Raw genomic sequence first — 24,933 nt, forward strand, 5'->3', positions numbered from 1 at the left:
TAGACTTTACATCTTAAGCGGATATATCAATCGCATTTGGATAGCCCTTACTCTAAAGCGCTGCCGCGCAACAACACCCCTAGGGAAACCATACCCATCGAATGTCATGCAATAGCTTTTCACGTAATAGGCATCTAGGTGTCACACTTCCATGTGGCTATCTCCAGTGCAGCATCCCTGCTGCCCGTTCCATCGGTTAACGCTTCTGCGAAGCTAAAAACAACCGATTCCACCCCCATGTGAGAGCAAAGAAATGTTCAACCTGTAGCACGGGCTTCAGCCCGTGGATGGTAGAGTAAGGAAAAGCTCAACCCTGTAGCACGGGCTTTAACCCGTGGATGGAAGAGCAAGGAAAAGCTCCACCCTGTAGCACGGGCTTTAGCCCGTGGATGGAAGAGCAAGGAAAAGCTCAACCTGTAGCACGGGCTTCAGCCCGTGGATGGAAGAGCAAGGAAAAGCTAAAACCTGTAGCATGGGCTTCAGCCCGTGGATGGAAGAGCAAGGAAAAGCTCAACCCTGTAGCACGGGCTTTAGCCCGTGGATGGAAGAAAGACCGTATAGTTTAGGTAGCTTTTTATGCTTATGATTTATCTAACGAAGCCCTCAAGATTCTGATCACTATTTAATTGTTAGAAAATTCAGGCACGCCATCCTTCCAATCATTCCAATTTAGCACAATGGTATCAACCACTTTACTGCCCACCAGTACGATATTTTCAACGGTTTCAGCAAAGCCACCCGCGGTTTCACCTGGAGCAGGGTCTAAATGTTCAAGGGTGCTTTCATTAGGATTCCCTTGGTCGAAATTTACTGCTCCGCGTAGGCTCATAACTCTATTGGTACCTACCGTCCTTGATAACACTTGAGCTAGTGCTGTGGCCTCCATCTCCGTAATCATATAGTCATCGGCGCCGTATAACTCAGAGATATATTGTGCCTGCTGTGAAAGTCCTGGACCATGGAAGAAGGTGTCGCCAGTTATATGAGTGCCTGTGGTAATGGATGGGCTGCGTCTGGCTGCTGCCTGCGGGTAACGCATGCGATATGCCTTTGCAGATGGTGAATCGATTAACTTGACCGAATCACTTAAGAGTAAGCTCCATTTCACTAATTTAGGATTTAGCTGATAGCGGCGAATGTCTTCATAGCCTTTACGGGGCATAAAAGTAGGTTCACCTTTCTTTCCTTCGTTTGCTTTCCAACGGTGTCCAAGATCATAGTCAATTAACCAAGTTGCCCAACTAACATCACCGATTGTCCCCTTTGATGGTGGCGTGCCACCCACACCACTTAATATGTAATACGCATTTGTGAAATTAAATTGTGGCGAAAGTAAGATCGCTTGCATGGATGCTGAAGAAGCAACTTTCCCCATACCCAATACCGAACCGCATACACCGTCAGAATTACAAAAAACAGGACGGTGGGCACCTTTCACACTGATTGGTTTGTTATTCTTAAAATAAAGCTCGAACCAATGTTGAAACTCACCGGCTTTATCGCCACTATTTTCACCGATTTCAAACATGGCTGCGATAAACACTTTAACTTCTATTTTATCTTTTGGCTTAGCTAGCGAAGAGGTTGGAAATAGGCAAACCAAGGTCAACACCGCAATATGAATCAAAAACATCTTAGTAAGCATGATATTTTCCTAAACGTTTAATCTTCTAATAAGCTACATTAAATAAAAAAAAGTGTAAGTAAAAAAGCAATGAAGTTTGCATTGAGCTGGTCAAACTGTTTCATCATCAGCATAAATTCACAGATCTACTTTGGTACAAATTACACAAGATAAGTACTAACAACTGTTTCGTAAAATGAATAGGAAACCAATGAATATCCACGAAAAGTTAAATTATGTAGAATTTGCCGCAAAAGACCTCGAAGCAACGAAACGATTTTTTCAATCGGTATTTAATTGGAAATTTGTTGATTATGGTCCTGACTATACTTCCTTTTCGGACCAGGGATTGGATGGCGGATTTTATAAAGCAAAAACCTGTAATATAAGTGAAAAAGGTGGCGCCTTATTAGTATTTTATAGTGCAAATATTGAAGCTACTTTAGATAAGATAACTGAACACAATGGCGTGATTGTCCGTCCCATTTTTGTGTTTCCTGGAGGACGAAGATTCCACTTCATTGAGCCTAGTGGGAATGAGTTTGCAGTCTGGTCTGAAGGTCAATAAAGACTGCCTGTATGGGTATTTATATCTAGACGAAGGTATTGAAATATAAGGCTATTATGTTATAAAAGTGTTAATTAAAAGACACTTTATGTCTGTTTTAAAACACGATTAAATAATTTTACCCTGATTAAGATTAAAAAGTTCTTTAAATTAGATGTTGATTGTAAATTAGCCATTGAGATCGTCGAGCGGATACTTTAATATCCATTATCAGGTGTCAAATACTTTCAAGGAAAAGTGATGAGAAAAAGTTTAATTGGATTAGCAGTAGCAACAGCAGTGGCTTCTGTTAACGTACAAGCACAAGATAACGCAGGCGGTGCAGCAGCAGGCGGTGCAGCAGCAGGTGGCGTAACTACTGGTGTGATTGCTGCTGGTGTAGTTGGTGGTCTTATTGTTGGTGGAATCGTATCAAATTCAAATGGTGATGCTCCAGAGCGTCCTGTTACGCCTACCCCAACTCCAACTCCAACCTGTGAAGGTGATGACGATTTAGTTGACGGTGTATGTATTGGTACAACTATTACTGTGACTACTACTGGAACTGGCACTAATACAACTACTGCTACTGTTCCTGTTACCTTTACTTATTCGCCTTCGATCTAAGTTTGGTTAAAGAATTAAAGCCGCCTTTTTGGCGGCTTTTTTATTGGTTGTAAATATCTATTCTGGATAACAATGAAAATAACATTTAGCTTGCTAATCTGTAGCATATTGTTTCTATCGGCTTGCTCTTCTACTCAAAGGGCCTATAAACAAAATATAGAATTGTATTTTAGTAGCAAAGACGGTGTTACTTTAACTAAAGAATCTGTCATAGAGAGCCCTGTTGACCTTCTTTATATAAAAGCGGGTGATCGACCTTATGCTACTTTGGCCTTAGCGTTTATTGAAAATAACCAATATAAATGGGTTTCTGCTGATGATGCAGTAATGATTATACAAAACGGTCGATTAGTACGTACTATAGGTTTAGACACCAACTTAATCTATGTTGATAATTTAACTACTGATCCTCTGATATCCAAAAAAGATGTCGCGGATAATGCAAATTGGAATAGTTATTTAGACATAGACCCACAACAATATGGGATTAAACTTAGCTCTACCTTTAGCCGAGAAACAAATATCCCACTGACTATACTGGAGCAGCAATTCTCGACCACGAAAGTAGTGGAAAATGTCACCACTGAAAATGCACTAGCCAACACAGAAAGTTGGCAGAATGTATACTGGTATCATACTCAAAGTGGTCAGTTGTTACGGTCGTCACAGCAGTTTTCAGGTTCAACTGAACGTTATGATCTGCAATATGTTAGCAGAGCAATGCGGTTGTCGGAGCCTACTTATGAATAGATTAAAAAGCATTTTTAAAGTGACCCTGCTGACGTTAGGTTTTTCAAGTTATGTTCACTCTCAAGTGGAAGTAACGGTCGATAATAAAGTATTGAGCTTTGTTGAAAATCCTAGACTAAGTCAAGTATTAGAACCCATTGATTTGAAACCCAATTGGTATTGGCGTAGTGCTCAATTATTTAAGCTTGACTCCGATGTGGCTGAAAATAACAAACGCAATCTAATTGATCAGTTAACCAGTGTTTCTCAATCGAATGATTCCACAATACTAACTCCACTAATAAGCCAAATAGAGAGCTGGCAACTTGCTCAACGCATCGATATAAATATTGATTATGACTTGGCAAGGTTCGTACTTCGTTATAATCCCTTGTTTGAAGACGGAAAGTACGAGTTAAAACTGACTAAACGACAAAGCTCTTTATTCATTTTTGGTGCAGTTTCACAGCCACAAACTCTAGCCTATGAAAACAATCAATGTATTGAAACTATTGTGGCGAAAATTGATAAATTAGAGATTGCCGATGCAAATTTTGTTTATGCAATTCAACCTGACGGAGTTATCCGCAAATTACCCATTGCTTACTGGAACCAGGAGTGTCAACAAGTCATGCCTGGTAGTCAACTTTATATTCCTTTGGCCGAGTCCCAATGGTTTTCGGAAAATACCCAGCTTAATCAGCTTGTTGCTGAACTTGCAGTACATAGGATAGTAATTGAATGATCAGGTTTAAAAAGATCTTGGGCTTTGCAGTAACAACTAAGATCGTATTACTTACTTTAGTTACATCAACGGCATCAGCGAGTGAACAACCCTTTGACGATGATAACGGTAACCTATCACAGATGATTCGGGGGGGAACCGGATTAATACAGACTCCCACTGCGAGAATGGCCAAAGAAGGTTCTTTTACTTTTAATTACAATGACATCGATCAATATCGATTTTGGTCAGCAAGTTTACAGCTGTTCCCATGGATGGAGTCTACCGTACGTTACACCGATGTACGAACCAGACTTTACAGCCAAGATGCAAGTTTCAGTGGCGACCAAACCCTGAAGGATAAAGGGATAGATGTTAAGTTTCGATTGATCAAAGAAAGCTATTACTTGCCTGATGTATCATTTGGTTTGATGGACATTGGAGGGACAGGTTTCTTTAGTAGTGAGTTTCTTAATTTCAGTAAAAACTTAGGTCCTTTTGACGTGCACCTTGGGATAGGTACAGGTTATCTAGGCGCAGGGGGAAATATCACTAATCCACTGTGTGAAATTAAAGATTCATTTTGCGAACGTCCTGGTGGTTTTGGTGGACGTGGCGGAAAAATTGACTACAACGAATTTTTCAAAGGGCCAGCGTCTGTTTTTGGCGGAATCGAATATAAAACTCCGCTAGAAGGTTTAACGCTCAAACTCGAGTATGAAGGCAATGATTATGTAAACGACCGTGCTGGAACCTTAGAACAAGACAGTGACTGGAATTTTGGCGCGGTTTATAAATACAATAATTGGGACTTTAATCTGAGTTACCAAAGGGGAAATACCTTAGGTTTTGGAATGTCGTATAATTTTAATATGCACACGGTGAAGCAGTATAAATTTGATCGTCCCCCCAGAGAGCTAACTAACACCAAACCTGCAGAGTCTGTTGCAAAAATTAATCGAGAGCAACTTTATGCGGACTTAGTGAATGAAGGTAGTTTTATCATTAATGCCACTCATACCGATGAAGATGAAATGACTTTCTACGGATCTCAATTAGGGTATCGAGATTATCATGAAGCAACCGAGCGAGTGGGTAGAATTTTGGCCTCTGAGTTACCGGATTCGATTAAGACCTATAAGTTGGTGGATACACTGGCTAATATTCCTGTGCTGGAAACAAAAATTGATGCCGAAGAGTTTAAAATAGCTGCAAATTACCAGCGCTTAGAAACTGATATTCAATCAACATATGTGCGTCAAAACCCCACAGAGTCTACCCTAGATAACTATCAACCTAGAGATTATTCAGGTGTCTTTTTCAACATGGAGACGTTTTGGATTCAAACCTTTGGGAACCCAGAAGATTTCTATCTATATCAAGGTGGCGCATATCTAAATGGTGGTTACCAATTTAATCCAAACTTCTCAATTCGAGGCGGATTAAAAGTAACAGTACTTGAAAACTTCGATAAGTTTAATTTCTTAGTCGACGCTGAAACGGCCGATCTACCTAGAGTGCGTACCCAAGTTCGAGAATATGTTACTCGTGGTAATGTGACTATGGAAAACGCTTATTTGCATTGGTTCGATAAAATAGCCGAAGATACTTATGCTCAAGTGTATGGTGGTTATTTAGAAACTATGTTTGGTGGTGTTGGTACCGAGATTTTATATCGTCCTGTAGACAGTAACCTGTCTTTCGGTGTTGATCTTAACTATGTACAACAACGTGACTTTGATAACGAAACTGAATTTTTCGATTACAAAGCGTTTACCGGCCATGCAAGTGTTTATTGGACGCCAGAATTTTTGCCTGATATGCAGCTTACCGTAAATGCGGGTCAGTTCTTGGCTAAAGATAAAGGGGTCAATATCGATATCGCTAAACGTTTTGATAGTGGAATTATCGTGGGTGCCTATGCCGCATTTACAAATGTATCAGCGGAAGAATATGGGGAAGGTAGCTTTACTAAAGGCTTCTATATTTCCATACCATTTGATTTATTCTCGCTCGCTCCGGCTAAAGGTCGAGGAAAGATTCCATGGGTGCCAATTGGTCGTGATGGCGGACAAATGTTACAACGTCCAGTTCAGCTAAGAAGTTTAACTGAAGTCAGAGCACCGTTTTACGATTAATTATTGATAGTCCCTCTCATTGCTAGTTAATGGTGATCTGGGGGGGCGTCTTATACTGGTTTTAGGTTGTTACACATGTCATTAAAATTCACTCGAGACGACTATAAGGTTTTCTATCCTATGCAAACTCGCTGGGCAGATAACGATATTTATGGGCATGTTAATAATGTCCAATATTACGGGTATTTTGACAGTGCAGTGAATCGCTACCTAATCGAAGAGGGTGGTTTGGATATCCATAACGATGGAGTTGTGGGTTTTGTGGTTGAATCAAAGTGTCAGTACTTTGCACCTATTGCTTACCCTCAAGAGTTACACATTGGTTTGCGGGTGTCTCGTTTAGGTAATAGTTCAGTGACTTATGAAATTGGAATTTTTGTAGCAGGTGAGCCTTCTCCTTCTGCCCAAGGTTATTTTGTACATGTGTTTGTTGACAAAAAAAGTAACCAGAGCACCCAAATTCCCAGTAATATCCTTGATGGACTAAAACGAATCCAGATTAAATAAGTCTTTTTATTAGAGTGATGAATGGCTTAATGGAAATCTCTGGAGGTGGTATTCAAATCTTCCAGTAAGTGACTTAGATCAGTAATTTTCCCCGCAATGATATGGGTCACATCACCATCGCCACGTTCCAAAATGCCACTAACTTTAATTATTTTCGACTTTAAAAAGGCCTTTTTTTGGGCCCGAGCGGTAGCCTGCCAAACCACTACATTACAGCAACCTGTATCATCTTCTAATGTCATAAAGGTGACTCCTGCAGCTGTGCCTGGGGCTTGTCTGCCAATCACCACTCCGATAACAGTGACTACAGATTTATGTTGCTTTTCAGCTAATTGATTTGCAGCCGTGTACTTACCCAATTTTCCTGCCTTGCGTAATAACTGTATTGGATGGCGGGTTAACGACAAACTGGTAGCTGCGTAATCTTCAACCATTTCTTGCACATCTGAGGGAGCAAGATCAAATAAGAATGATTGTTCCTGATTTTTAAACAGAGGTAACTCTGATTCTGTTTCCATTAATGCCCAGCGCGCTTTATAACGATTCTCGGCCAGAGCAGAAAAGGCATTTGCACTAGCAAGGGCTTCCATGTGATCACGTCGAACAGCCAGTTGTTTTAATTCAACCACCGACTTGTAACCATTTACAGGGCGCTGCTTAACCATTAGCAGTGCAGCATCTTTCGATAACCCTTTAATCATACGTAACCCCAAACGTATGGCGAAGGTACCCCCATCAGCTTGCAAAGTATGTTCATATTCAGAATGGTTAATACAGATGGGGAGGATTTTGATCTGATGTCGTTTCGCGTCTTGGATTAATTGCGCGGGGGGATAAAAACCCATGGGCCAGCTATTTAATAGGCCCACATAAAACGCCTGAGGATAATAGTATTTTAGCCAGGAGGAAACATAGGCAAGTACCGCAAAAGAAGCCGAGTGGGACTCTGGAAAGCCATATTCACCAAAGCCACATATTTGGTTGAATATGCGTTGGGCGTAGTCTTGGGTATAACCCCGTTCAAGCATGCCGTTGATGAGTTTGTGTTGGAACTGCATAAGCTGCCCGTTTTTCTTCCAACTGGCCATTGCTCGTCTAAGTTGGTCGGCTTCACCACCGCTAAAACCCGCAGCGACCATAGCTAGTTGGATAACCTGTTCCTGAAAAATAGGCACTCCCATGGTACGACTAAGGACACCTGCTACTTCTTCTGAGGGATACTCGATGGGCTCTTTGCCATCACGTCTACGTAGAAATGGGTGAACCATGTCGCCTTGAATGGGCCCAGGCCTAACAATGGCAATCTGAATAACCAAGTCATAGTATGTCTTTGGTTTCAGCCGTGGCAGCATACTCATTTGCGCACGGGATTCGATTTGAAAGACCCCAACGGTATCGGCTTGCTGAATCATTTTGTACACTTGAGGATCATCTTCGAGTTTGGTGATCTGCGCTATGCTAAGGGCGTGTCCGTAATGTTGTTCGATCAACTGAAAAGACTTACGAATGGCAGTGAGCATCCCTAAGGCCAATACATCTACTTTCAATAATCCAAGACTTTCCAAATCGTCTTTATCCCACTGTATGACGCTTCGGTCTGTCATAGCGGCATTTTCAATAGGTACAAGCTGATATAAAGGACCTGAAGAGATTATAAACCCGCCCACATGTTGAGATAGGTGCCTAGGAAAACCCATTATCTCGTTGACCAATGAGATGAAGTGTTTACCTTTCATGGAAGCTGGATCTAAGCCTAGTTCGGCAATTTGTGCTTGCCAGTTGAGACCGCTGTCACGGCGATTAATGTTTTTAATAAAAAAATCCAATTGGGTCTCATTTATTCCTAACGCCTTGCCAACTTCCCGCAATGCACTTTTAAAACGATAGCAGGATACCGTTGCCGCTATGGCCGTGCGTTCTCGCCCGTATTTAGAATAAATATATTGAATGACTTCTTCCCGCCGCTGATGCTCGAAGTCCACATCAATATCTGGCGGCTCATCCCGTTCCTTAGAAATGAAGCGTTCAAATAACACATTAATTTGACGGGGATCGACAGAAGTGATCTCTAAACAGTAACAAACTACCGAGTTAGCCGCTGAGCCGCGACCTTGATATAAAATTTGTTGAGATTGGGCAAATTGCACAACATCGTAAATAGTGAGAAAGAAGAATTCATATTCTTGTTCCTCAATGAGCACTAATTCTTTTTCAATAATCTTGCGGATCCCAGGTTTAATACCTTCAGGGAAACGTTTTTGAATACCTATTTCAACTAGATCTCGGAGGTGCTGTTTTGGTGTTTTTCCTTCGGGGATAAGTTCTGCAGGATATTCATAGCGTAGCTCTCGTAGATTGAAATGGCAGGTGCGAGCAATTTCTACGGAGTTATCCAACCAAGTCCGTTTGAATAGTTTGTTGAGCTTGTCCTGACTCCGCAAACAACGCTCACTATTGGAGGCTAGCTCACGACCCATTTCTGCAACTGTACTGCGGTGTTGAATCGCATTGAGCAAATGTTGCAAGGGAAGGCGACTTGGATTGTGCATCAACACCCCACCGCAAGCACAGATGGGCAGATCAAATAACTGACTAAGCTTTTCATAATGCGCGAGCATCGAATGTTCATTGGCAGTAAGGTGTCGTTGTGCTGCGATCCACAAACGATTTTTATAGTGCTTTTTTAACCAGTTTGCCCAAGGTTCATCGACACTTAATTCTCCATTGGGCAACCATAATAGTAAGCAGTGTTTAATGGTTTTCAGATCCCATTTAGCCAAGCTATATTCACCTTTCGGTGAACGCCGTCGAGCGTTTGTAATGATTCGACATAGCTCAGCATAAGCTTCTCGGTTAGGACACAATAAAACGCACTCTAAGCGGTTATCGAGTTTAAAATAACTACCCACGATAAGATTAATTTTGAGTTGCTGATCTTTTATTTCAGTGTAAGCCCTTACTACTCCTGCAACCGAACATTCATCAGTAATGGCTATTGCTTCATAGCCCAAAAAATGGGCTTGTTGAACCAACTCCTGTGGGTGGGAAGCACCATGCAAAAAGCTAAAATTTGATTGGCAAAATAATTCAGCGTAGGCCATAGATTGTTCTCGAGTGACGGTTTTGCACTAAGGGGCTAGCTAAAAAAACCATGGGCGAACCACAGGCTGTTACTCGTACGGTATATCCATAGCCACTGACCATGTTGATTACGGGCGATGAAATAGTCGCGGGTGATTTGTTGGTTGTCCCACCATCCGGTACTGATACGTTCTGGCCCATGTATGATGGATACTTTCTCCGCCAATGGCTGTGGGGTTTGGAGTATAAAGCTAGGTCGTAAAGGGTTAGTTGATATCTGTTTTGGAGTGACCTCCAGTTGAGGGGGGACATATTTATTCACTTTCTCGGGGCGAAAGTCATCATCTAATATCACTTGCGAAATGGCTTCTTCTCCAAGTTTGGCTTGGAGTAATGAAATTAACTGTAAATAGCTCAGAGTGCCTTTACTGGCACTAAATAAATCGGCTTTATCGGGACTACGTAATTGGCTTTCAGGAGCACTTAACTCCAGTGCAAATATGGGTGCCTGTAAGGTTAAGTGATCTAATTTTAAGGTGGTGAGACTTGCCCATTTAGCGGCTTGATACTCACCTTGAGCAGAGCCTACCTCTAGGGTAAGAGCTTTATTATCCCGTTGATATAAGGTGAAAATGATTTTTTGAGTCAGCAAATCCCGTATTTTTAAAAACTGTTCTAATGCCGCTAATAACTGTTTCATTGGAGATAAGAGCGTGTCGGTATGGCTTATCTCGTAAAGTAGTTCTAGGTAACGTTGAAATTTAGATTGGGGGTGATAAAAATCCATTGGATGATGAAATTCACCGCTTAACCTACCCAGGTAAGTCACCAAATCGATATCAAAACGTTTGGCAACATCTTTTAATGGTAATGCCATCAAATCTGCAAGACTGTGGATCCCAACTCGGGCTAACTTATTCACGGTTTTTTTATCCAGTTCAGAGTCAGTCAGTTGGCGTATGCCAATTTGATGTTGCAGCATAGGAAGATGGTCACTGATCTGATTCCATGCGGTACGGGCTAGGATGCGAGCGGCATAAGGGGATTGTCCGCTGGCATAATAATAGGTTACCTGAAAGTCTTTTAACTGGTTTTTAAGCACCCGCCAATAGCCCGTTAGTCCGTTGTATAACATCAGCATATTGTGGATCCGCAATAACAAACCATTTGGCGGAAAAAGGCTGATATCTGAGGTAACTAAGTACAAGTGTTCAGCTATCTCAACTAACTTTTTTTGCTCGACATCACTTTTATAGGGGAGCACCTGTAGGTGTTGATCTAGTGCGGCGGCGGTACCTAAGCCCATTCCAGTGCGAATTCCGGCATCAATAGCAGCTTGATTTAACTGCAATACGCAATTTGACTGATGGTGCAATATGACTAATGAATGCTGACTAGTAACTTGCTCGTTAGGAGCCGCAGGTGGTTGCTTTTGAGATGAAGGAACTCCATGACATAGACTGTCTAATTGTAAATGCGGAAAATGTAAGTATAACCAAAGAGGCTGCATATTAGCTGACTTTCGCCCGTGGAAATGAGACCACATTAGTGGTGCGCTGACTAAGCGCCAATTCTGGCCAAGTGTTGGCCATATTGATATTAAATGGCTGGGCCGGCCAACCACCTTTACGTTTGGTTATCTGTACTGCTACTCCCTGTTCATGGGCACTGAGTTTCATTGCTAGGCTGACAGGTAAAGACACACTTAATTGTCGATTTTGGCGCAGCACAAAATGCAAAGCATAACCTTGCTCTGCTGCTAGTTGTAAGCGTTTGGTTTGGGCTATTTCAAGTTGTTGATGCCACATAAGTACACTATGACAGCAGCCGCTTTTAAGGCACTGTTCAGCACTCCAAAGGGCGTGCTCAGCACTATTTGGCTGTACAATTAACACTTGTTCGAGGCTGATGCCAAATTCCGCTAACATTTCGCCATTAATTTGCATTGGGGCAGCAATAAACACCAACAGGCGTTTGTGTTGTTGGCGAAACCTTAAAGCTGGTAATAATAAACGCAACTCACCAATGCCTATGGGGGTATGGATATCAATCATGCCCGATTGCGGAAAGCCGCCTTGGAGTGCTTCATCAAGTTCAACATAACCGGTGCTATCAGAGGTTAAGCAGTGTTCTTGCTGATTACCTTGCCAGACTAAGCGTTTATTTTTTAATTGTTCCAATAGTGTATTCATAAATAACCTAAACTCCGGATAAATCACAGTGAATAAATCCGCATAAAATATACTGTATTTATATACAGTATATTGATCAATTTCATAGATGCAAGTTTTGCGGTAAGTTGAATGAATAGTTATTATGATGAATCACTGTAATACCCAAGAGCATAAAGGCAGGTTATGAATTACTGGTTATTTAAGAGCGAACCGGATGCATTTAGCATTGATGATTTAGCGAATAAACCTAATCAAACAGAGCATTGGGACGGTATCCGTAATTATCAGGCACGTAATTTTTTGCGCGATAAAGTGCAACTTGGTGATCAGGTATTTATATATCACTCTAGTTGCAAAAACGTAGGAATTGCAGGTTTAGCTGAAGTGGTCAAAGGCGCTTATCCAGATCATACTCAGTTTGACCCCGAGTCAAAATATTATGATCCAAAATCCGATCCTGAGAACCCTAGATGGTATATGGTGGATGTTAAATTTATCAAAAAATTCAATCAAGTACTGAGCTTGAAAAGCATAAAAGAGATGCCGCAGATACAGCAAATTGGCCTAGTTCAAAAAGGCCATCGTTTGTCTATCATGCCAGTTGATGCGGAAGAATTTACTTATTTGCTTAAACAGTGCAACCAGCTTTAATGCATTATCAGTTGCAGAGCATTTAGCTCTGCCTATTTTTCAATTCTTGTTTGCTTTTGTTGTTCGATAAACAGGTCAATATTTTCCCGCAGTACCGACAGTGGAATAGAGCCATACTCTAACACCGCATCGTGGAAAGCCCGTAAATCAAACTTATCACCAAGAGCGAGTTCTGCTTCTGTTCGCAACTTTTTAATCTCTAATTCGCCAATTTTATAGGCTAGGGCTTGCGCCGGCCAAGAGATGTAACGGTCGATTTCAGTGGTCACATTGTGTTCTGACAGTGCGGTGTTTTCCAGCATATAGTCCAAAGCGCGCTGTCGTGACCAGCCTTTGATGTGCATCCCAGTATCAACCACTAAACGGCATGCTCGCCACATTTCATAACTCAAACGCCCAAATTCTTCATAGGGTGTTTGATAAATACCAACTTCTTTTCCGAGAAACTCAGAGTACAAACCCCAACCTTCACCAAATGCTGAAATGTAAGTGTAACGGCGTACATTGGGTAGGTCGTCCATCTCTGATGCAAGTGAGATTTGTAAATGGTGGCCCGGCACCGCTTCATGCATCGTCAGCGCTGGGATAGCATACAAAGGTCGTTTATCCAACGCATAGGTGTTTACCCAATAATAACCAGGTTCATCGTCACGTCTTGGTGAAACATATCTCCCCGTGGTGTATTTCGGTGCTATGGCATCGGGAACGGGAGCAACACCGTAGGGAGTACGAGGGAGTTTGTAGAATAGTTTGGGCAACTTTGCATCCATACGTTTGGCAACGTAAGAGGCGTGTTTTAATAATTCCACAGATGTTTTAGCGTAAAATTGCGGGTCTGTACGTAGGAATTGGATAAAATCACTGATACTTCCTTGAAAACCTAACTCATCGACAATGCCCTGCATTTCAGCACGTATACGGGCCACTTCTGTGAGTCCCAGCTGGTGGATTTCATCTACTGAAAGATCTGTCGTAGTGTAGTATTGGGCGCGATTTTGGTACATCTGCTCACCGTTAGGCCAAGACTTAGACGCCACATCTGACTTCGAATTAGGAATATAGTCGTTGACCAAAAAGTCGTAAAAGCTTTGATAAGCGCCCATAACATCCTGTTTGATAACTTCCTTCGCTTCTATGATTAATGCTCGTTTTTGCGCTTCAGTGACATGGATATCATCGAGTTTTAAGAATGGGCCATAAAATATATTGCCTTCAACTTGCCCACTGAAAAAGCTTTCAACAGACTTCTCAAAACCTTGCATGACTGCTTTAGGTTGCACCATTCCCACTTCCATGCCTTTTTTCATCCATGCAACTTGCTGGGCAAAATAAGCAGGAATTTGACGAAGTCGAGTTAAATAATTTTGGTAGTCTTTTAAGCTGTTGAAGCGACTCGAACGGGGGAGACCTGCCATTCCATTATGGAAACCATATTCAGAGGTTAGTGGCACATAATGCGCGTTGAAGCGATATTCATCCACGTAATTTTGGATACGATAACGTTGCATCAGCAGGTTAATTTGATCTGTTCGGGGTAACTGTTGTTTGTCGATTTTATCTAATTTTTGCAAGAATATTTTGAACTGAGTGTTTTGCTTGGCTAGCCCATCAGGGGAAATATCGGTAAGCTTGTCATCGAACTCATGGACGCCATGAGAGCTAGCATAAACAGGGGATATGGAGAGTTCGTATTGCCAAATATCATCCATCAATTGAGTTAACTTTTGCTGTTCAGATGCCGTTGTTGGAAGGCTCAAAAACAACAAGAAAAATATCGTTACTCTGTTCAAAGGGGTATGCATATTGGGTTCTTTCCTCTTTATTTTGGCTACATCTTCAGATAAAACGCCTCGAATATAAAATGTAGAAAGTGGCAATTGCGCTGCTGGCTAAGAGCAGTACGGAAAAGTACTAATTTTTAGGAGTATAAATCGGACTAGGGAATGCCGTGACTTTATCTGATAATTCCGTAATTTTTGCCGTACCTTGTTTCTTCACTTCGTCAATTCTCAACACACTGTGCATAGGAATATAGGTGTGTTTTACATCTGCAAATTCAGTTTTTAATTTTTCGTGACTTGGATCTAATACCAGCGTTGTGTGAGTATCCCAGACAAAATCGCCAATCTCCACAAAACCAAACATACTGCCCTGACTGACCTCTCGTACATAAACTTCATAACGCTCGCCATTACTTACAAACTGGACCCGAAATAACGGATTTTTGGTTGTCATATTACTCACTTTTAGCAATTAAAACGGGCCTGAATTCTAACCACAACTGAGCCAATCGCCAAGTGAAATTCGCCCCTTCTGCACAAAAGCATTGAGGTCCTTAACAACAAATCGACAAGTTGGGTGAGTCAGCTCTGTCATTAAGGTTTCAGTGGGCCTAAAATGGCTTGAGTTGCCAACATCAGCTCATCAGTATCACCGGCTAAGATTCCGTTAACTGCAAAGCCTTGTACGTAACTACACAATTGCAAACCGGTAGATTCAATATTGACATCTTGTTTAATCTCACCAAGCTTTTGGGCTTTTTCTAGGCAACCGATAAAATCAATTTGTAGACGATCAAGATAATGCCTACCGATATCTCGAATTTTGAGATCATCAAACCCTAATTCAGTAATAATGTTAATCAGCAAGCAACCTCGACCTTTAACCAAATCGATGTATTCAGTGAAAAAACCTTGTATAGAGAGCATGCCTTGATTGTGTTCTAAGTGTGAAAAGGCTTTAGATAAATGTTGCTCTTGATAATGAGCAAGCACAATGTATAAAAACTGCTGTTTAGAGCCAAACTCAATATAAAATCCACGACGGTTGAAATCGGTTCTGGCAATAATTTCATCCATTGCTGCGCCATGATAACCATGCTCCAAGAACACAGAAATTGCTTGTTCAAGTACTTCTTCTACATTGTATAGGGCCTTGCGAGGCATATTAATTTGCTCAAATAATAAAGAACATGTGTTCTTCATAGAGTAGCGGAGAATTTGTCGCTGTCAAGGCATCTTCCCACGGGCAGTAATAACCGATGTTGTAGCACGGGCTTTAGCCCGTGACAAACCAGCAAACACCACCTCTTGCGGGGCTAAAGCTTCCGCCTACAGGTGGGTTTATTTTATGGATTTAAGAGGTGCACGAACCCGTAGAACGGGCTTTAGCCCGTGACAAACCAGCAAACACCACCTCTTGCGGGGCTAAAGCATCCGCCTACAGGTGGGTTTATTTTATGGATTTAAGAGGTGCACGAACCCGTAGAACGGGCTTTAGCCCGTGACAAACCAGCAAACACCACCTCTTGCGGGGCTAAAGCATCCGCCTACAGGTGGTTTATTTTATGGATTTAAGAGGTGCACGAACCCGTAGCACGGGCTTTAGCCCGTGATAAACATCATACACAACCTCTTGCGGGGCTAAGGCATCCGCCTATAGGTAGGTTTATTCCATGGATTTAAAAGGTGCACGAACCCGTAGCATGGGCTTTAGCCCGTGATAAATCATCGTACACAATCTCTTGCGGGGCTAAAGCATCCGCCTACAGGTAGATTTATTCCATGGATTTAAAAGGTGCACGAACCCGTAGCACGGGCTTTAGCCCGTGATAAACATCATACACACCCTCTTGCGGGGCTAAAGCTCCCGCCTACAGGTAGACTTATTCCATGGGTTGAAAAGGTTCTCGCACCTGTAGCACGGGCTTTAGCCCGTGGAAGGTGTGAGATATTCAGCAGGCAAAACGGCATGCCAAGCAAACTAAATTATAGAACGCAATTTAAGAGAAAAACTGCTTGTTGATGAACTGCCAGGTCTCTTTAAAATCTTCCGTGGGGCGACGTTTGAAATCGCTACGAATAAATAAATTAATGCGGCCGTCGGTATAACAGATCAACATATTTGCAATTACACCTTCATCCGCAGGTAAAGATTTACCTTCGCGGAGCTTACGCTCTCGCAGAACCTGTTTAATTTGTGTTTCGAGGCGTTCAAAAATTTGTGCAATTCTACCCCGTAACCGATCCTGTTCACCCATCAATGCATCGCCGTTCAAAATTCGGGTAATACCGGGGTTTTTTTCTGAAAAACCTAAAATCAAATGAATAATAAGCTGGATACGCACCGCGCTATCTTTTTCTTCATTAATAATTTTATTGATGCGTGAAAAAAGGGTTTCTTCGATAAATTCAATTAAACCTTCAAACATGCGTGCTTTACTGGGAAAGTGACGGTATAACGCAGCCTCTGAAACGCCCACTTCTGTTGCCAATTTAGCCGTAGTGATACGCTGTCCAGGATTGCTTTCTAGCATGCTTGCCAGACACTGCAAAATTTGCGCTCTGCGGTTTGGACGTTTAATCGCGGGCATTGACATGTCTCCCTGTCTGTAGGACTAGATTATTATTTTTAGAGTTATTGTGTTGCATGTTTATTTTTATATCTTTCGGATACTAATTGCATCAAATTAAAAGCAAGTTGTCTTTTATCGGCAACTTCTAGAGATTTTTCACCCTCTTTCCAAAAAACAGTTAAAGCATTTTGCTCGCTGTTAAATCCGATGTCGCTATTTGAAACATCATTGGCGGCGATCATATCAAGTTGCTTACGCTGTAATTTATCTTTTGCATAACGACTGACGTCTTGAGTTTCGGCGGCGAAGCCGACAGTAAACACTGACCGTTGTTGTTTTGCGACATCTGCAAGAATATCAGGGTTTTTAGTAAAAGTAAGGGTTAACTCTTGATTGTTCTTCTTGATTTTTTGATTTACCGCTTCTAATGGACGATAGTCAGCAACGGCTGCACAACCAATGAAAATATCCGCGCTGTCTATATTTTCCATCACGGCATCATGCATTTGTAGCGCGCTTTCAACTTTAACCACTTTAGCGTGATTAGGTGCTGCTATATTCACTGGGCCGCTAACTAAAGTAACTTCTGCCCCCATCGCAATTGCCGCATTTGCTAGCGCGTAGCCCATTTTGCCTGAACTGTGATTGCTTATGTAACGAACGGGATCTATTGCTTCTCGTGTGGGCCCTGCGGTAATCACTATTTTTTTACCGGCTAAATATTGCAGCGGCTTAGGTTGGGTGATGATATCTGCTAGGTCTTGGGGTTCGGGCATACGTCCTTGACCCACGTCTCCACACGCTTGTTCACCTGAGTCTGGTGGAATAATAGTGGCGCCACGCTTGGCTAAAATAGCCAGGTTCGCCTGTGTTGCTTCCGCTTTCCACATTTGTTGATTCATGGCTGGAGAAATAAATACTTCTGCGCTGCTGGCTAAGCACAAGGTAGACAGCAAATCGTCAGCCATGCCATGAGCAAGTTTCGCAATGAAGTTTGCTGTGGCTGGAGCGATAAGAATGGTATCTGCCCATTTTGCTAATTCAATATGGCCCATAGCTGCTTCTGCAGCGGGATCCAATAAATCGTTAGAAACCGGATTGCCGGAAACCGCCTGTAATGCTAATGGGCTAACAAAATGTTCTGCTGAAGCGGTAAGAACGGCTCGAACCTCAGTATTTTTTGCGATTAACTTGCGCACTAAATCGGGTGTTTTATAAGCGGCAATGCCACCTGTAACTCCGAGTAAAACCTTATTTTTTTGAATGGCCATGTGTCTACATATTCACTGAAAATATTTGCAGCATTTTACCTAATATACAAGTTAGACAAAACACTTAGGTACTTGATATGACTTAATATTGGCCTGATCAGAGATCATTTGCTAGGTTTAATTGGTAGTAGAAGACTAATTGTTAGTAATTTTAACCCTAATTCAGGCACGGACGCATGAAACTATCAGAATGGCCAAAGATGGAGCGGCCTAGAGAAAAGCTCCTATCCATGGGCAGCGAAGCCCTATCAGACGCAGAACTCCTCGCTATATTTTTAAGAACGGGAGTACAGGGATCAAGTGCAGTAGATTTGGCCCGAGAACTGTTAACTCAATTTGGTTCTTTACGCAGTTTATTAAACGCCAGTAAAAGCCAATTCTGTTTGGGGAAGGGGTTAGGCGAAGTTAAATATGTGCAACTTCAAGCAACCCTAGAAATGTCAAAACGTTATTTTGCCCAGTCACTTACTCGAAAACACACATTCGATAGTGCCAACCGCACTAAACAATACCTACTTAGTCAATTAAGAGATGAGCCTAACGAGGTTTTTGCGGTACTCATGCTCGATAGCCAACATCGTCTTATTGCCTTTAAAAAACTGTTTTTTGGGACGATCAACGCCGCCAGTGTTTACCCTCGGGTGATTGTGCAACAAGCCTTGGAATTTAATGCCGCGGCCATCATTTTAAGCCATAACCACCCCTCCGGCATCGCCGAACCAAGTCAAGCAGATCAACATATTACCCAGCGTATCCAACATGCTTTGGAGTTAATTGATGTCACTGTACTGGACCATATTATTGTCGGCGATGGCGACTGCGTATCTTTTGCTGAGCGAGGGTTGGTGTAGATATATGGATCAGTGAAGTCAGTTGAGAGGGTATCAAAGTGACAGTCTTGGTTAATGACCTGCGCTGAATGGGAGATTACATTATGGAGGCTGTTTTACAGCGCCTTATGCATGATAGTGGTGGTAATGAAATAGATGTTGAAAACTTTCATGCAGGCATACAAAATGTCAAAAATATAAAACCTTTAGACCCTATAATCAATCTAGCTTACGCTGGCATAAATACTAGCCTACAGCAGTGTAGCAGGGGCTTTAGCCCCTGAAACGAGGCCAGATATTACGCTGGCATAAATATCAGCCTACAGATTGTATTTATGCCAGGCGCTTTAGCCCAGTAGAGTAGAGTTACGCTCTAATACTAAAACCTCATGGCCTGCATCACTGATTGCAGACGCTGTATAAAGTCTAAAAGCTCGGGGTATGACAATTCAAATTCCTACAAGGAATCTGCGATTTTAATGCCTATAAAAGCGCCTCGTAAATTTTAATACTTTAATTTTTCTCTAATTGGTTAGGAAAGTGGTCTTGATAATTATCCTGATACCAATCGGCAAGCTCTTCTCGGGTAGTCCACCAGACATCCGGTAGCGACTTGGCATGCTCGATAAATTCTCTCAGTGCACGTATTCGATATGCGCGACCCGATACATGAGGGTGAAGACCAACATTCATAATGCGGCCCGTCTTTGCGCCTTCCAAATAGAGTTGATCAAGTTCATCGATTAAAATATCTCGAAATTCATCGGTGGTATGGGCTCGTCTGGTCAAAATGGTGAAATCATTAATTTCGTTAGAGTAAGGAATGGAAACAATGGGGCCATTTTCCGTTTGGATCATAAAGGGTTGATCATCGTTCATAATATCGCAAAAAAAGGTGAAGCCTTCTTTTGCCAAAATTGCAGGGGTATTTATCGTGGCCCGCAAAGAGGACGATAACCAACCTTTTGGTCGTCTGCCCACATGTTTTTCATAGGTGCTGATGGATTTTTGTATCACATCTCGCTCTTTGTCTATATCGTGGGCATAATCAGACAGCAGTTCTCCTTGCTCATAATTATGGGCAAGGAGTTCCCAATTGCGCTCTAAACAACCATCCGTCATCTCTTTACGACGATCAAAGGTCACTGCATTCGTTGTACAGCTGGCAGCCACCCCCATCTCGTCGAACAAATCATACATTCGCCAAATACCGACCCGTTGGCCGTATTCACGCCAACTGTAATTGGGGAAGTCAGGCACATTACCGGGTAAGGCGTTAGGTAACAATGCAGGCCCTCCCGCGTAATATGGCTTATCTGTATCTTTCACCAGATCCCAGGTTTCAAGATTAAAGGTCATAATAAGCGCGACTTTTTTTCCATTTGGAAATTTAAGTGCTTGTCGCTTTGAAATAGGAACATAGTTGTAATGCATGTTGTTGCCTTATAAACAATGAACAGTGATAACTGTGTTGGTTTAATTTCAATTCGTCTGGGCTAAGTGTTAGGTTTTGTTGCCACAATAGATTGTAAGAATGGGTTGGTGGATGTTCCACCATCCTCAATAGTAAAGCCCGCATCGATAATGATTTGTCTAAAGTCACTATTAACAAAAGCAGGAGAGTATGGCTCACAATTGTTTCGCGAATCATAGTCGATAAGATAACGCTCTGAAGGCAATAATTCCTGAGATGCGTTAGGGAATTCGAAAATGTTGAACACCCCACCAGGTCTTAAAATTCTAAATACTTCTTTGATGGTTTGTTTCATTACTTTAACAGGAACCTCGTGAAACAGGATATACGCCAGTACCATATCGAATTCGCCGTCTTTAAACTTAGTATCTTCAGACAATCCTTGAATAAAGTTTACATCCACTCCCTCATCAACCGCGCATTTATGTGCATATCGCAGTAGCGGCAAGGCTACATCTAATCCCCAAACCTCTGAATCGGGAAAACGTTTTTTCAAGTTGGTAGTGCATTGACCAAGTGAGCAGGCTAGGTCGAGAACTTTGTCGATTTTACTGTCTTCCGGCACCTTACATAACTCAACAAACTCAATATGGTGTTCGTTCTGATTATCCATCCCTTGGTAAAATACCTTGCCCCCATAATGAAAGACGATGCCACCTAGAGGATCGTCAGTGTAGCCTCCCGGTTGAAGGTGAATTTCCATGCGGGTATAGTCTGGTACATGAAAATTTGGATCATAAATAAGCTGACCAGGACCTTGCTTTTCGGCAGCATCGAGTTCAGCCAGAAGCTCTTTTTCATTGATGGCAAAAGACTCTCTTGTACGACGCCACATCATTTCCTGGTGAGAGCGCATAAAACGTTGCCAGACCTGAGTAATGGGCAGTGCTCCAACTACTTCTCTAATAGTTGAAAGTTTTACCGAGCTATCAACAGCACCTATTTTTTCCTTCATCTCGGTATCCGCGGTTTCACTAAATACTGGGTACATAGCTGTGAAGTTCATGCCACGGAAAGATTCAACAAAATCTAAATAGCTTTCATCTGCAAGGGTTGTTGTACGAGGTAGTATACCGTCATGGCCTCTGGTTATCATAAAATCTCTCCAGCTGTAGTAATCTAGGTAGGGTTATTTAGGGCGTTTTGAAAATGATGCGAACACTGAGTTTACAAACTGTTCACGTTCTTTTTTACGCTCGGCGTTTTCTTCAGCAGTGGGGCGGTATTGCTCTACAAGGTACTGAAGATTAATATCTTTATCTTTGCCAATAATATCCTGCAATACTTTTTCTAGAATTATGTTGCGATCCCGGTATGTCCAGACCATTGCCGTTAATTCCAAAAATGCTTCCATTAGGTTATCCATGGCAACATCGTCAAAATAAGTCTTGCCCTGGCCGTAGACTTCCGCTCCAAACTCTCTGTCGGTATGGTTACTCATATTATTGATTCTCGCTTATGAAAGATAACTATAAAAACTTACTTACTGTGAATTAATCTTGACGGAAAAATCGTTTTATTAACAGTCAAAGTTTATAATCAATCTATAATTTTAAGTTATGCCTCATGGGTAATGGTTGCCGCCTATTAGCCTATTATGCTTCTCAGTGTAGGGGGGAGCTATAGTATTTCATTATGATTATTCGTCACTTGGGGAGCTATGTTGGCTGCGGTATGTTTTCAATATTTAATAAATATGTATGAGTCGACTATTTTTAATAGGGGTAAAGGACAAATGGTATTGCATAGCGCTAGCTACACCCTAAGCGGAGACCATAAACATAGTTGAGGGCCAAATATTTATATAACAGGTCGATTATTAGACCTAGCCCAAAAAGACCAGCAAATATTTTGATGTGATGGGAGCTATAAAGATAATGGTGTCTGCCAGCTCCAATTTACGAATGTTGCATGGTGGAAAATTGTTAAAGGCCAGCAATGTATGCATGATATTGATGGCTTCCAACAAAATTTGTATAAGCATTTTGTGTTAAAAAAGATATGCTGTAAAAATATTCGATTTGAAAGAGAAAACAATATTTTGAACAGTGTAAAGAGAACTCAAGTACTTATTGCTGGGGCTGGACCAGTAGGCTCTACCGCAGCTTACTATCTTGCAAAATCTGGAATTGATGTTGTTGTGGTTGAAGCTGCACCAAGGTGTATGGAAGATTTACGAGCATCAACGATGCATGCAGCAACGCTCGAAATGCTCGACAAACTGGGTGTTGTAGAAGATGTCATCGCTCAGGGTCTAGTTGCACCAATCTACCAGTATCGCGATCGTCAAACACAAGAAACGTTTAGTTTTGACCTTACAGAAATTTCTGATGCTACCAAATTTCCGTTTCGATTACAGTGCGAGCAACACAAGCTAGCTCGCCTTCTTACCGGACGAATGAAGGATTTGGATAATGTTCAAGTATTGTTTAATCATCGCATCGTTCATTTAGAGCAGACAAAAAAATCTGTTGTTGTATCACTGGAGACCCCTTTTGCTATTGAGCAAATTGAGGCCGATTATGTCATTGGTGCGGACGGCGCTAACAGTATTGTCAGAAAGTGGTTAAATACCGGGTTTGATGGATTTACTTACCCAGAAAAGTTTCTAACGCTTAGTACCAAGTACCCGATTGAAAATCACTTCGAAAATTTATCTTATGTAAATTACATATCAGATCCTAACGAATGGATGGTGGTATTAAAGGTTCCGTCTGTATGGCGAGTGCAGATATCGGTTCCTGAGGCAAGTGATGATAAATTTCTCACTTCCGATGAACACAAGACGGAACTTTTTGACCGTTTAATGGGAGATGGAGCTTCAATAGAGACTTATCACAGGACGGTGTATCGTGTTCATCAGCGTGTCGTTAAAAAATACAATCACGGGCGAGTGCTGCTTATTGGTGATGCTGCACATTTGAACAACCCGCTTGGTGGTTTCGGCATGAATAGCGGTATTCATGATGCCTGGAATGTTTGCGAGAAGCTGATTGAGATTCTTCAAGAAAATGCAGAAGCTGAGCCACTGTTGGACCGTTTCGATCGTCAACGCAGAACGATTATGAATGATTTTATTCAGGCGCAAACAATACGCAATAAAAAAATGATGGAGGCTAAAAATCCGCAAGATAAAAAAGCTTTCCGAGACGAAATGGAATCCATCCATAATGATGCCGAAAAGCGCAGAGAATATTTGTTGACGCAATCTATGCTTAATAGCTTAAAGCAGTCTGAATTAATTACTTAGATTTGTAAGTTACCTTACAATTTATTTCCTTGCGGACAGCTACTGACTTTTTATCAGTAAGTTGTCCGTGCGACAATACAAATACTGAAATAGCATCAAGCTTGATTCCAAACAGAACTCTTTAAGGGTCTTCTTTCTTCAGTATCTGTCCCGTCCTTAAATACGTTGACATAAAGAGGACTTCTTTATGACGACTTCTAATTACCAAAGACCTAAACGTACTCAACGGGATTACACATTAGCTTTTAAATTAGGTGCTGTTAAGCGTGCAGGGAAAGGCGAACTAACCTATAAGCAGGCACAGGTTAACTTCGGGACTTAAGGAAATACAACGGCTCTAAGTTGGCTCAGAAAGAATGGCTGACTTAATTCGCTGAAGCCACTTCAGTATCCACTTATGCCAAGTTCAAAAAAACACCAGCCGAAAAAACATAACCGTATCGTGAGAGAATTAGCTGATGAGAAACTCCGCAATTAGATCATAGCTTTCGCTAATTAAGAAATGGGCGCTCTATTGACGTAAGTGCATGCCTCAGTTAGGGACGCGCAAGCTCTCAATAAATTAGTCAAGCCCAGGCTGGTTGAGCACGAAATTAAATTGGGGCGAGATGGCTTTTTACATACTTGAAAAGCAAAAGCTTGCTCGTTAGACCGAAGAAAAGCTTTACCATAACCACATTTAGTAAACACTGGACTAAGAAGCACCTAAATCTACTCAAAGAAGACGGACTACATGATGCAGAGCAAGTATTGGTTAGCGAAATTACTCCTCTCGAATTCGACTAATGAGTGCACCATCTATCGTTAGTGAGAGACTCTGGCTCCCGCAAAATTGTGGGCATCTCTAAAATAGAGGGCTGCAATATAGTTCAGCTATTTATCAAAATGAGACCGCAATTAGCTCTAGATGTGGATACGCCTAATATGGTACAAAATAGAAAAGACCAGCTAC

22 protein-coding genes and 1 pseudogene are annotated in these 24,933 nt (G+C 41.8%); 11 read left to right on the forward strand and 12 right to left on the reverse strand.

Annotated elements, in window-relative coordinates:
* Positions 1 to 338 precede the first annotated feature (338 nt).
* Positions 339 to 566: a hypothetical protein gene (locus tag AB6T38_RS08680; protein WP_372546944.1), complete on the forward strand. Its 228-nt coding sequence runs from the start codon at positions 339 to 341 to the stop codon at positions 564 to 566.
* 56 nt (positions 567 to 622) lie between these two features.
* Here AB6T38_RS08680 and AB6T38_RS08685 read toward each other — a convergent pair whose 3' ends face one another.
* The gene (locus AB6T38_RS08685) at positions 623 to 1,645 is read right to left on the reverse strand and encodes a purine nucleoside permease (protein WP_372546945.1); all 1,023 of its coding nucleotides are present in this window, start codon (positions 1,643 to 1,645) and stop codon (positions 623 to 625) included.
* 190 nt (positions 1,646 to 1,835) lie between these two features.
* Here AB6T38_RS08685 and AB6T38_RS08690 point away from each other — a divergent pair, with 190 nt between their 5' ends.
* The 6 genes from AB6T38_RS08690 (at position 1,836) to AB6T38_RS08715 (ending at position 6,896) form a co-directional block, all read left to right on the forward strand.
* Entirely contained in the window at positions 1,836 to 2,192 is a 357-nt protein-coding gene (locus tag AB6T38_RS08690) for a VOC family protein (protein WP_372546946.1), read from the forward strand.
* Positions 2,193 to 2,432: 240 nt separating this feature from the next.
* Positions 2,433 to 2,798, forward strand: a complete 366-nt coding sequence (locus tag AB6T38_RS08695) for a hypothetical protein (protein ID WP_372546947.1) — start codon at positions 2,433 to 2,435, stop codon at positions 2,796 to 2,798.
* A gap of 72 nt (positions 2,799 to 2,870) precedes the next feature.
* Positions 2,871 to 3,548, forward strand: a complete 678-nt coding sequence (locus AB6T38_RS08700) for a YjbF family lipoprotein (protein WP_372546948.1) — start codon at positions 2,871 to 2,873, stop codon at positions 3,546 to 3,548.
* Positions 3,541 to 4,272, forward strand: a complete 732-nt coding sequence (locus AB6T38_RS08705; protein WP_372546949.1) for a capsule biosynthesis GfcC family protein — start codon at positions 3,541 to 3,543, stop codon at positions 4,270 to 4,272. The genes AB6T38_RS08700 and AB6T38_RS08705 overlap by 8 nt, the downstream gene beginning before the upstream one ends.
* Positions 4,269 to 6,389, forward strand: coding sequence for a YjbH domain-containing protein (locus AB6T38_RS08710; protein ID WP_372546950.1), 2,121 nt, complete (start codon positions 4,269 to 4,271; stop codon positions 6,387 to 6,389). Before AB6T38_RS08705 ends, AB6T38_RS08710 begins: the two co-directional genes overlap by 4 nt.
* Before the next feature lie 75 nt (positions 6,390 to 6,464).
* Positions 6,465 to 6,896, forward strand: coding sequence for an acyl-CoA thioesterase (locus AB6T38_RS08715; protein ID WP_372546951.1), 432 nt, complete (start codon positions 6,465 to 6,467; stop codon positions 6,894 to 6,896).
* A gap of 26 nt (positions 6,897 to 6,922) precedes the next feature.
* Here AB6T38_RS08715 and AB6T38_RS08720 read toward each other — a convergent pair whose 3' ends face one another.
* Genes AB6T38_RS08720 through imuA form a run of 3 tightly spaced genes read right to left on the reverse strand, consistent with a single transcriptional unit; the run spans position 6,923 to position 12,169 of the window.
* Positions 6,923 to 9,997: an error-prone DNA polymerase gene (locus tag AB6T38_RS08720; protein ID WP_372546952.1), complete on the reverse strand. Its 3,075-nt coding sequence runs from the start codon at positions 9,995 to 9,997 to the stop codon at positions 6,923 to 6,925.
* A gap of 35 nt (positions 9,998 to 10,032) precedes the next feature.
* A complete protein-coding gene (locus tag AB6T38_RS08725; protein ID WP_372546953.1) occupies positions 10,033 to 11,523 on the reverse strand; it encodes a DNA polymerase Y family protein in 1,491 nt (496 codons plus the stop codon).
* Entirely contained in the window at positions 11,489 to 12,169 is a 681-nt protein-coding gene (gene imuA, locus AB6T38_RS08730) for a translesion DNA synthesis-associated protein ImuA (protein ID WP_372546954.1), read from the reverse strand. Before imuA ends, AB6T38_RS08725 begins: the two co-directional genes overlap by 35 nt.
* Positions 12,170 to 12,334: 165 nt before the next feature.
* Between imuA and AB6T38_RS08735 the strand changes: the two genes are divergently transcribed.
* Entirely contained in the window at positions 12,335 to 12,802 is a 468-nt protein-coding gene (locus AB6T38_RS08735; protein ID WP_372546955.1) for an EVE domain-containing protein, read from the forward strand.
* 32 nt (positions 12,803 to 12,834) lie between these two features.
* Here the strand turns inward: AB6T38_RS08735 and AB6T38_RS08740 are convergent, their stop codons facing one another.
* The 5 genes from AB6T38_RS08740 to coaBC all read right to left on the reverse strand — a co-directional run bounded on the left by AB6T38_RS08740 (position 12,835) and on the right by coaBC (position 18,427).
* Positions 12,835 to 14,604, reverse strand: coding sequence for a DUF885 family protein (locus AB6T38_RS08740; RefSeq protein ID WP_372547218.1), 1,770 nt, complete (start codon positions 14,602 to 14,604; stop codon positions 12,835 to 12,837).
* 109 nt (positions 14,605 to 14,713) lie between these two features.
* Complete coding sequence (locus AB6T38_RS08745; RefSeq protein WP_216049384.1) at positions 14,714 to 15,037, reverse strand: DUF1820 family protein; 324 nt, start codon at positions 15,035 to 15,037, stop codon at positions 14,714 to 14,716.
* Positions 15,038 to 15,177: 140 nt separating this feature from the next.
* Positions 15,178 to 15,747, reverse strand: a complete 570-nt coding sequence (locus AB6T38_RS08750) for a TetR/AcrR family transcriptional regulator (RefSeq protein WP_372546956.1) — start codon at positions 15,745 to 15,747, stop codon at positions 15,178 to 15,180.
* Positions 15,748 to 16,583: 836 nt separating this feature from the next.
* Positions 16,584 to 17,174, reverse strand: a complete 591-nt coding sequence (gene slmA / locus AB6T38_RS08755) for a nucleoid occlusion factor SlmA (RefSeq protein WP_348493564.1) — start codon at positions 17,172 to 17,174, stop codon at positions 16,584 to 16,586.
* A 44-nt stretch (positions 17,175 to 17,218) separates the two neighbouring features.
* The gene (gene coaBC / locus AB6T38_RS08760; protein ID WP_372546957.1) at positions 17,219 to 18,427 is read right to left on the reverse strand and encodes a bifunctional phosphopantothenoylcysteine decarboxylase/phosphopantothenate--cysteine ligase CoaBC; all 1,209 of its coding nucleotides are present in this window, start codon (positions 18,425 to 18,427) and stop codon (positions 17,219 to 17,221) included.
* Positions 18,428 to 18,603: 176 nt separating this feature from the next.
* Here coaBC and radC point away from each other — a divergent pair, with 176 nt between their 5' ends.
* Positions 18,604 to 19,278: a DNA repair protein RadC gene (radC, locus tag AB6T38_RS08765; RefSeq protein ID WP_372546958.1), complete on the forward strand. Its 675-nt coding sequence runs from the start codon at positions 18,604 to 18,606 to the stop codon at positions 19,276 to 19,278.
* A 492-nt stretch (positions 19,279 to 19,770) separates the two neighbouring features.
* Here the strand turns inward: radC and AB6T38_RS08770 are convergent, their stop codons facing one another.
* The 3 genes from AB6T38_RS08770 to AB6T38_RS08780 form a co-directional block, all read right to left on the reverse strand.
* Positions 19,771 to 20,691 (reverse strand): hypothetical protein, encoded by a 921-nt coding sequence (locus tag AB6T38_RS08770; RefSeq protein WP_372546959.1) that lies wholly within the window; start codon positions 20,689 to 20,691, stop codon positions 19,771 to 19,773.
* Between the two features lie 62 nt (positions 20,692 to 20,753).
* Positions 20,754 to 21,827, reverse strand: coding sequence for a class I SAM-dependent methyltransferase (locus AB6T38_RS08775; RefSeq protein WP_372546960.1), 1,074 nt, complete (start codon positions 21,825 to 21,827; stop codon positions 20,754 to 20,756).
* Positions 21,828 to 21,860: 33 nt separating this feature from the next.
* Positions 21,861 to 22,172 carry a hypothetical protein gene (locus AB6T38_RS08780; protein ID WP_372546961.1) on the reverse strand — a complete coding sequence of 104 codons (312 nt, stop codon included), beginning with the start codon at positions 22,170 to 22,172 and terminating at the stop codon, positions 21,861 to 21,863.
* 501 nt (positions 22,173 to 22,673) lie between these two features.
* Between AB6T38_RS08780 and AB6T38_RS08785 the strand changes: the two genes are divergently transcribed.
* Both AB6T38_RS08785 and AB6T38_RS08790 read left to right on the forward strand, forming a co-directional pair.
* Entirely contained in the window at positions 22,674 to 23,981 is a 1,308-nt protein-coding gene (locus tag AB6T38_RS08785; protein ID WP_372546962.1) for an FAD-dependent oxidoreductase, read from the forward strand.
* 187 nt (positions 23,982 to 24,168) lie between these two features.
* Positions 24,169 to 24,300 (forward strand): annotated as a pseudogene (locus tag AB6T38_RS08790) (IS3 family transposase); the annotation flags it as partial.
* Positions 24,301 to 24,933 lie beyond the last annotated feature (633 nt).

Origin of the sequence: Aliiglaciecola sp. SL4 (assembly GCF_041538045.1) — a bacterium.
Classification (GTDB): Bacteria; Pseudomonadota; Gammaproteobacteria; order Enterobacterales; family Alteromonadaceae; genus Aliiglaciecola.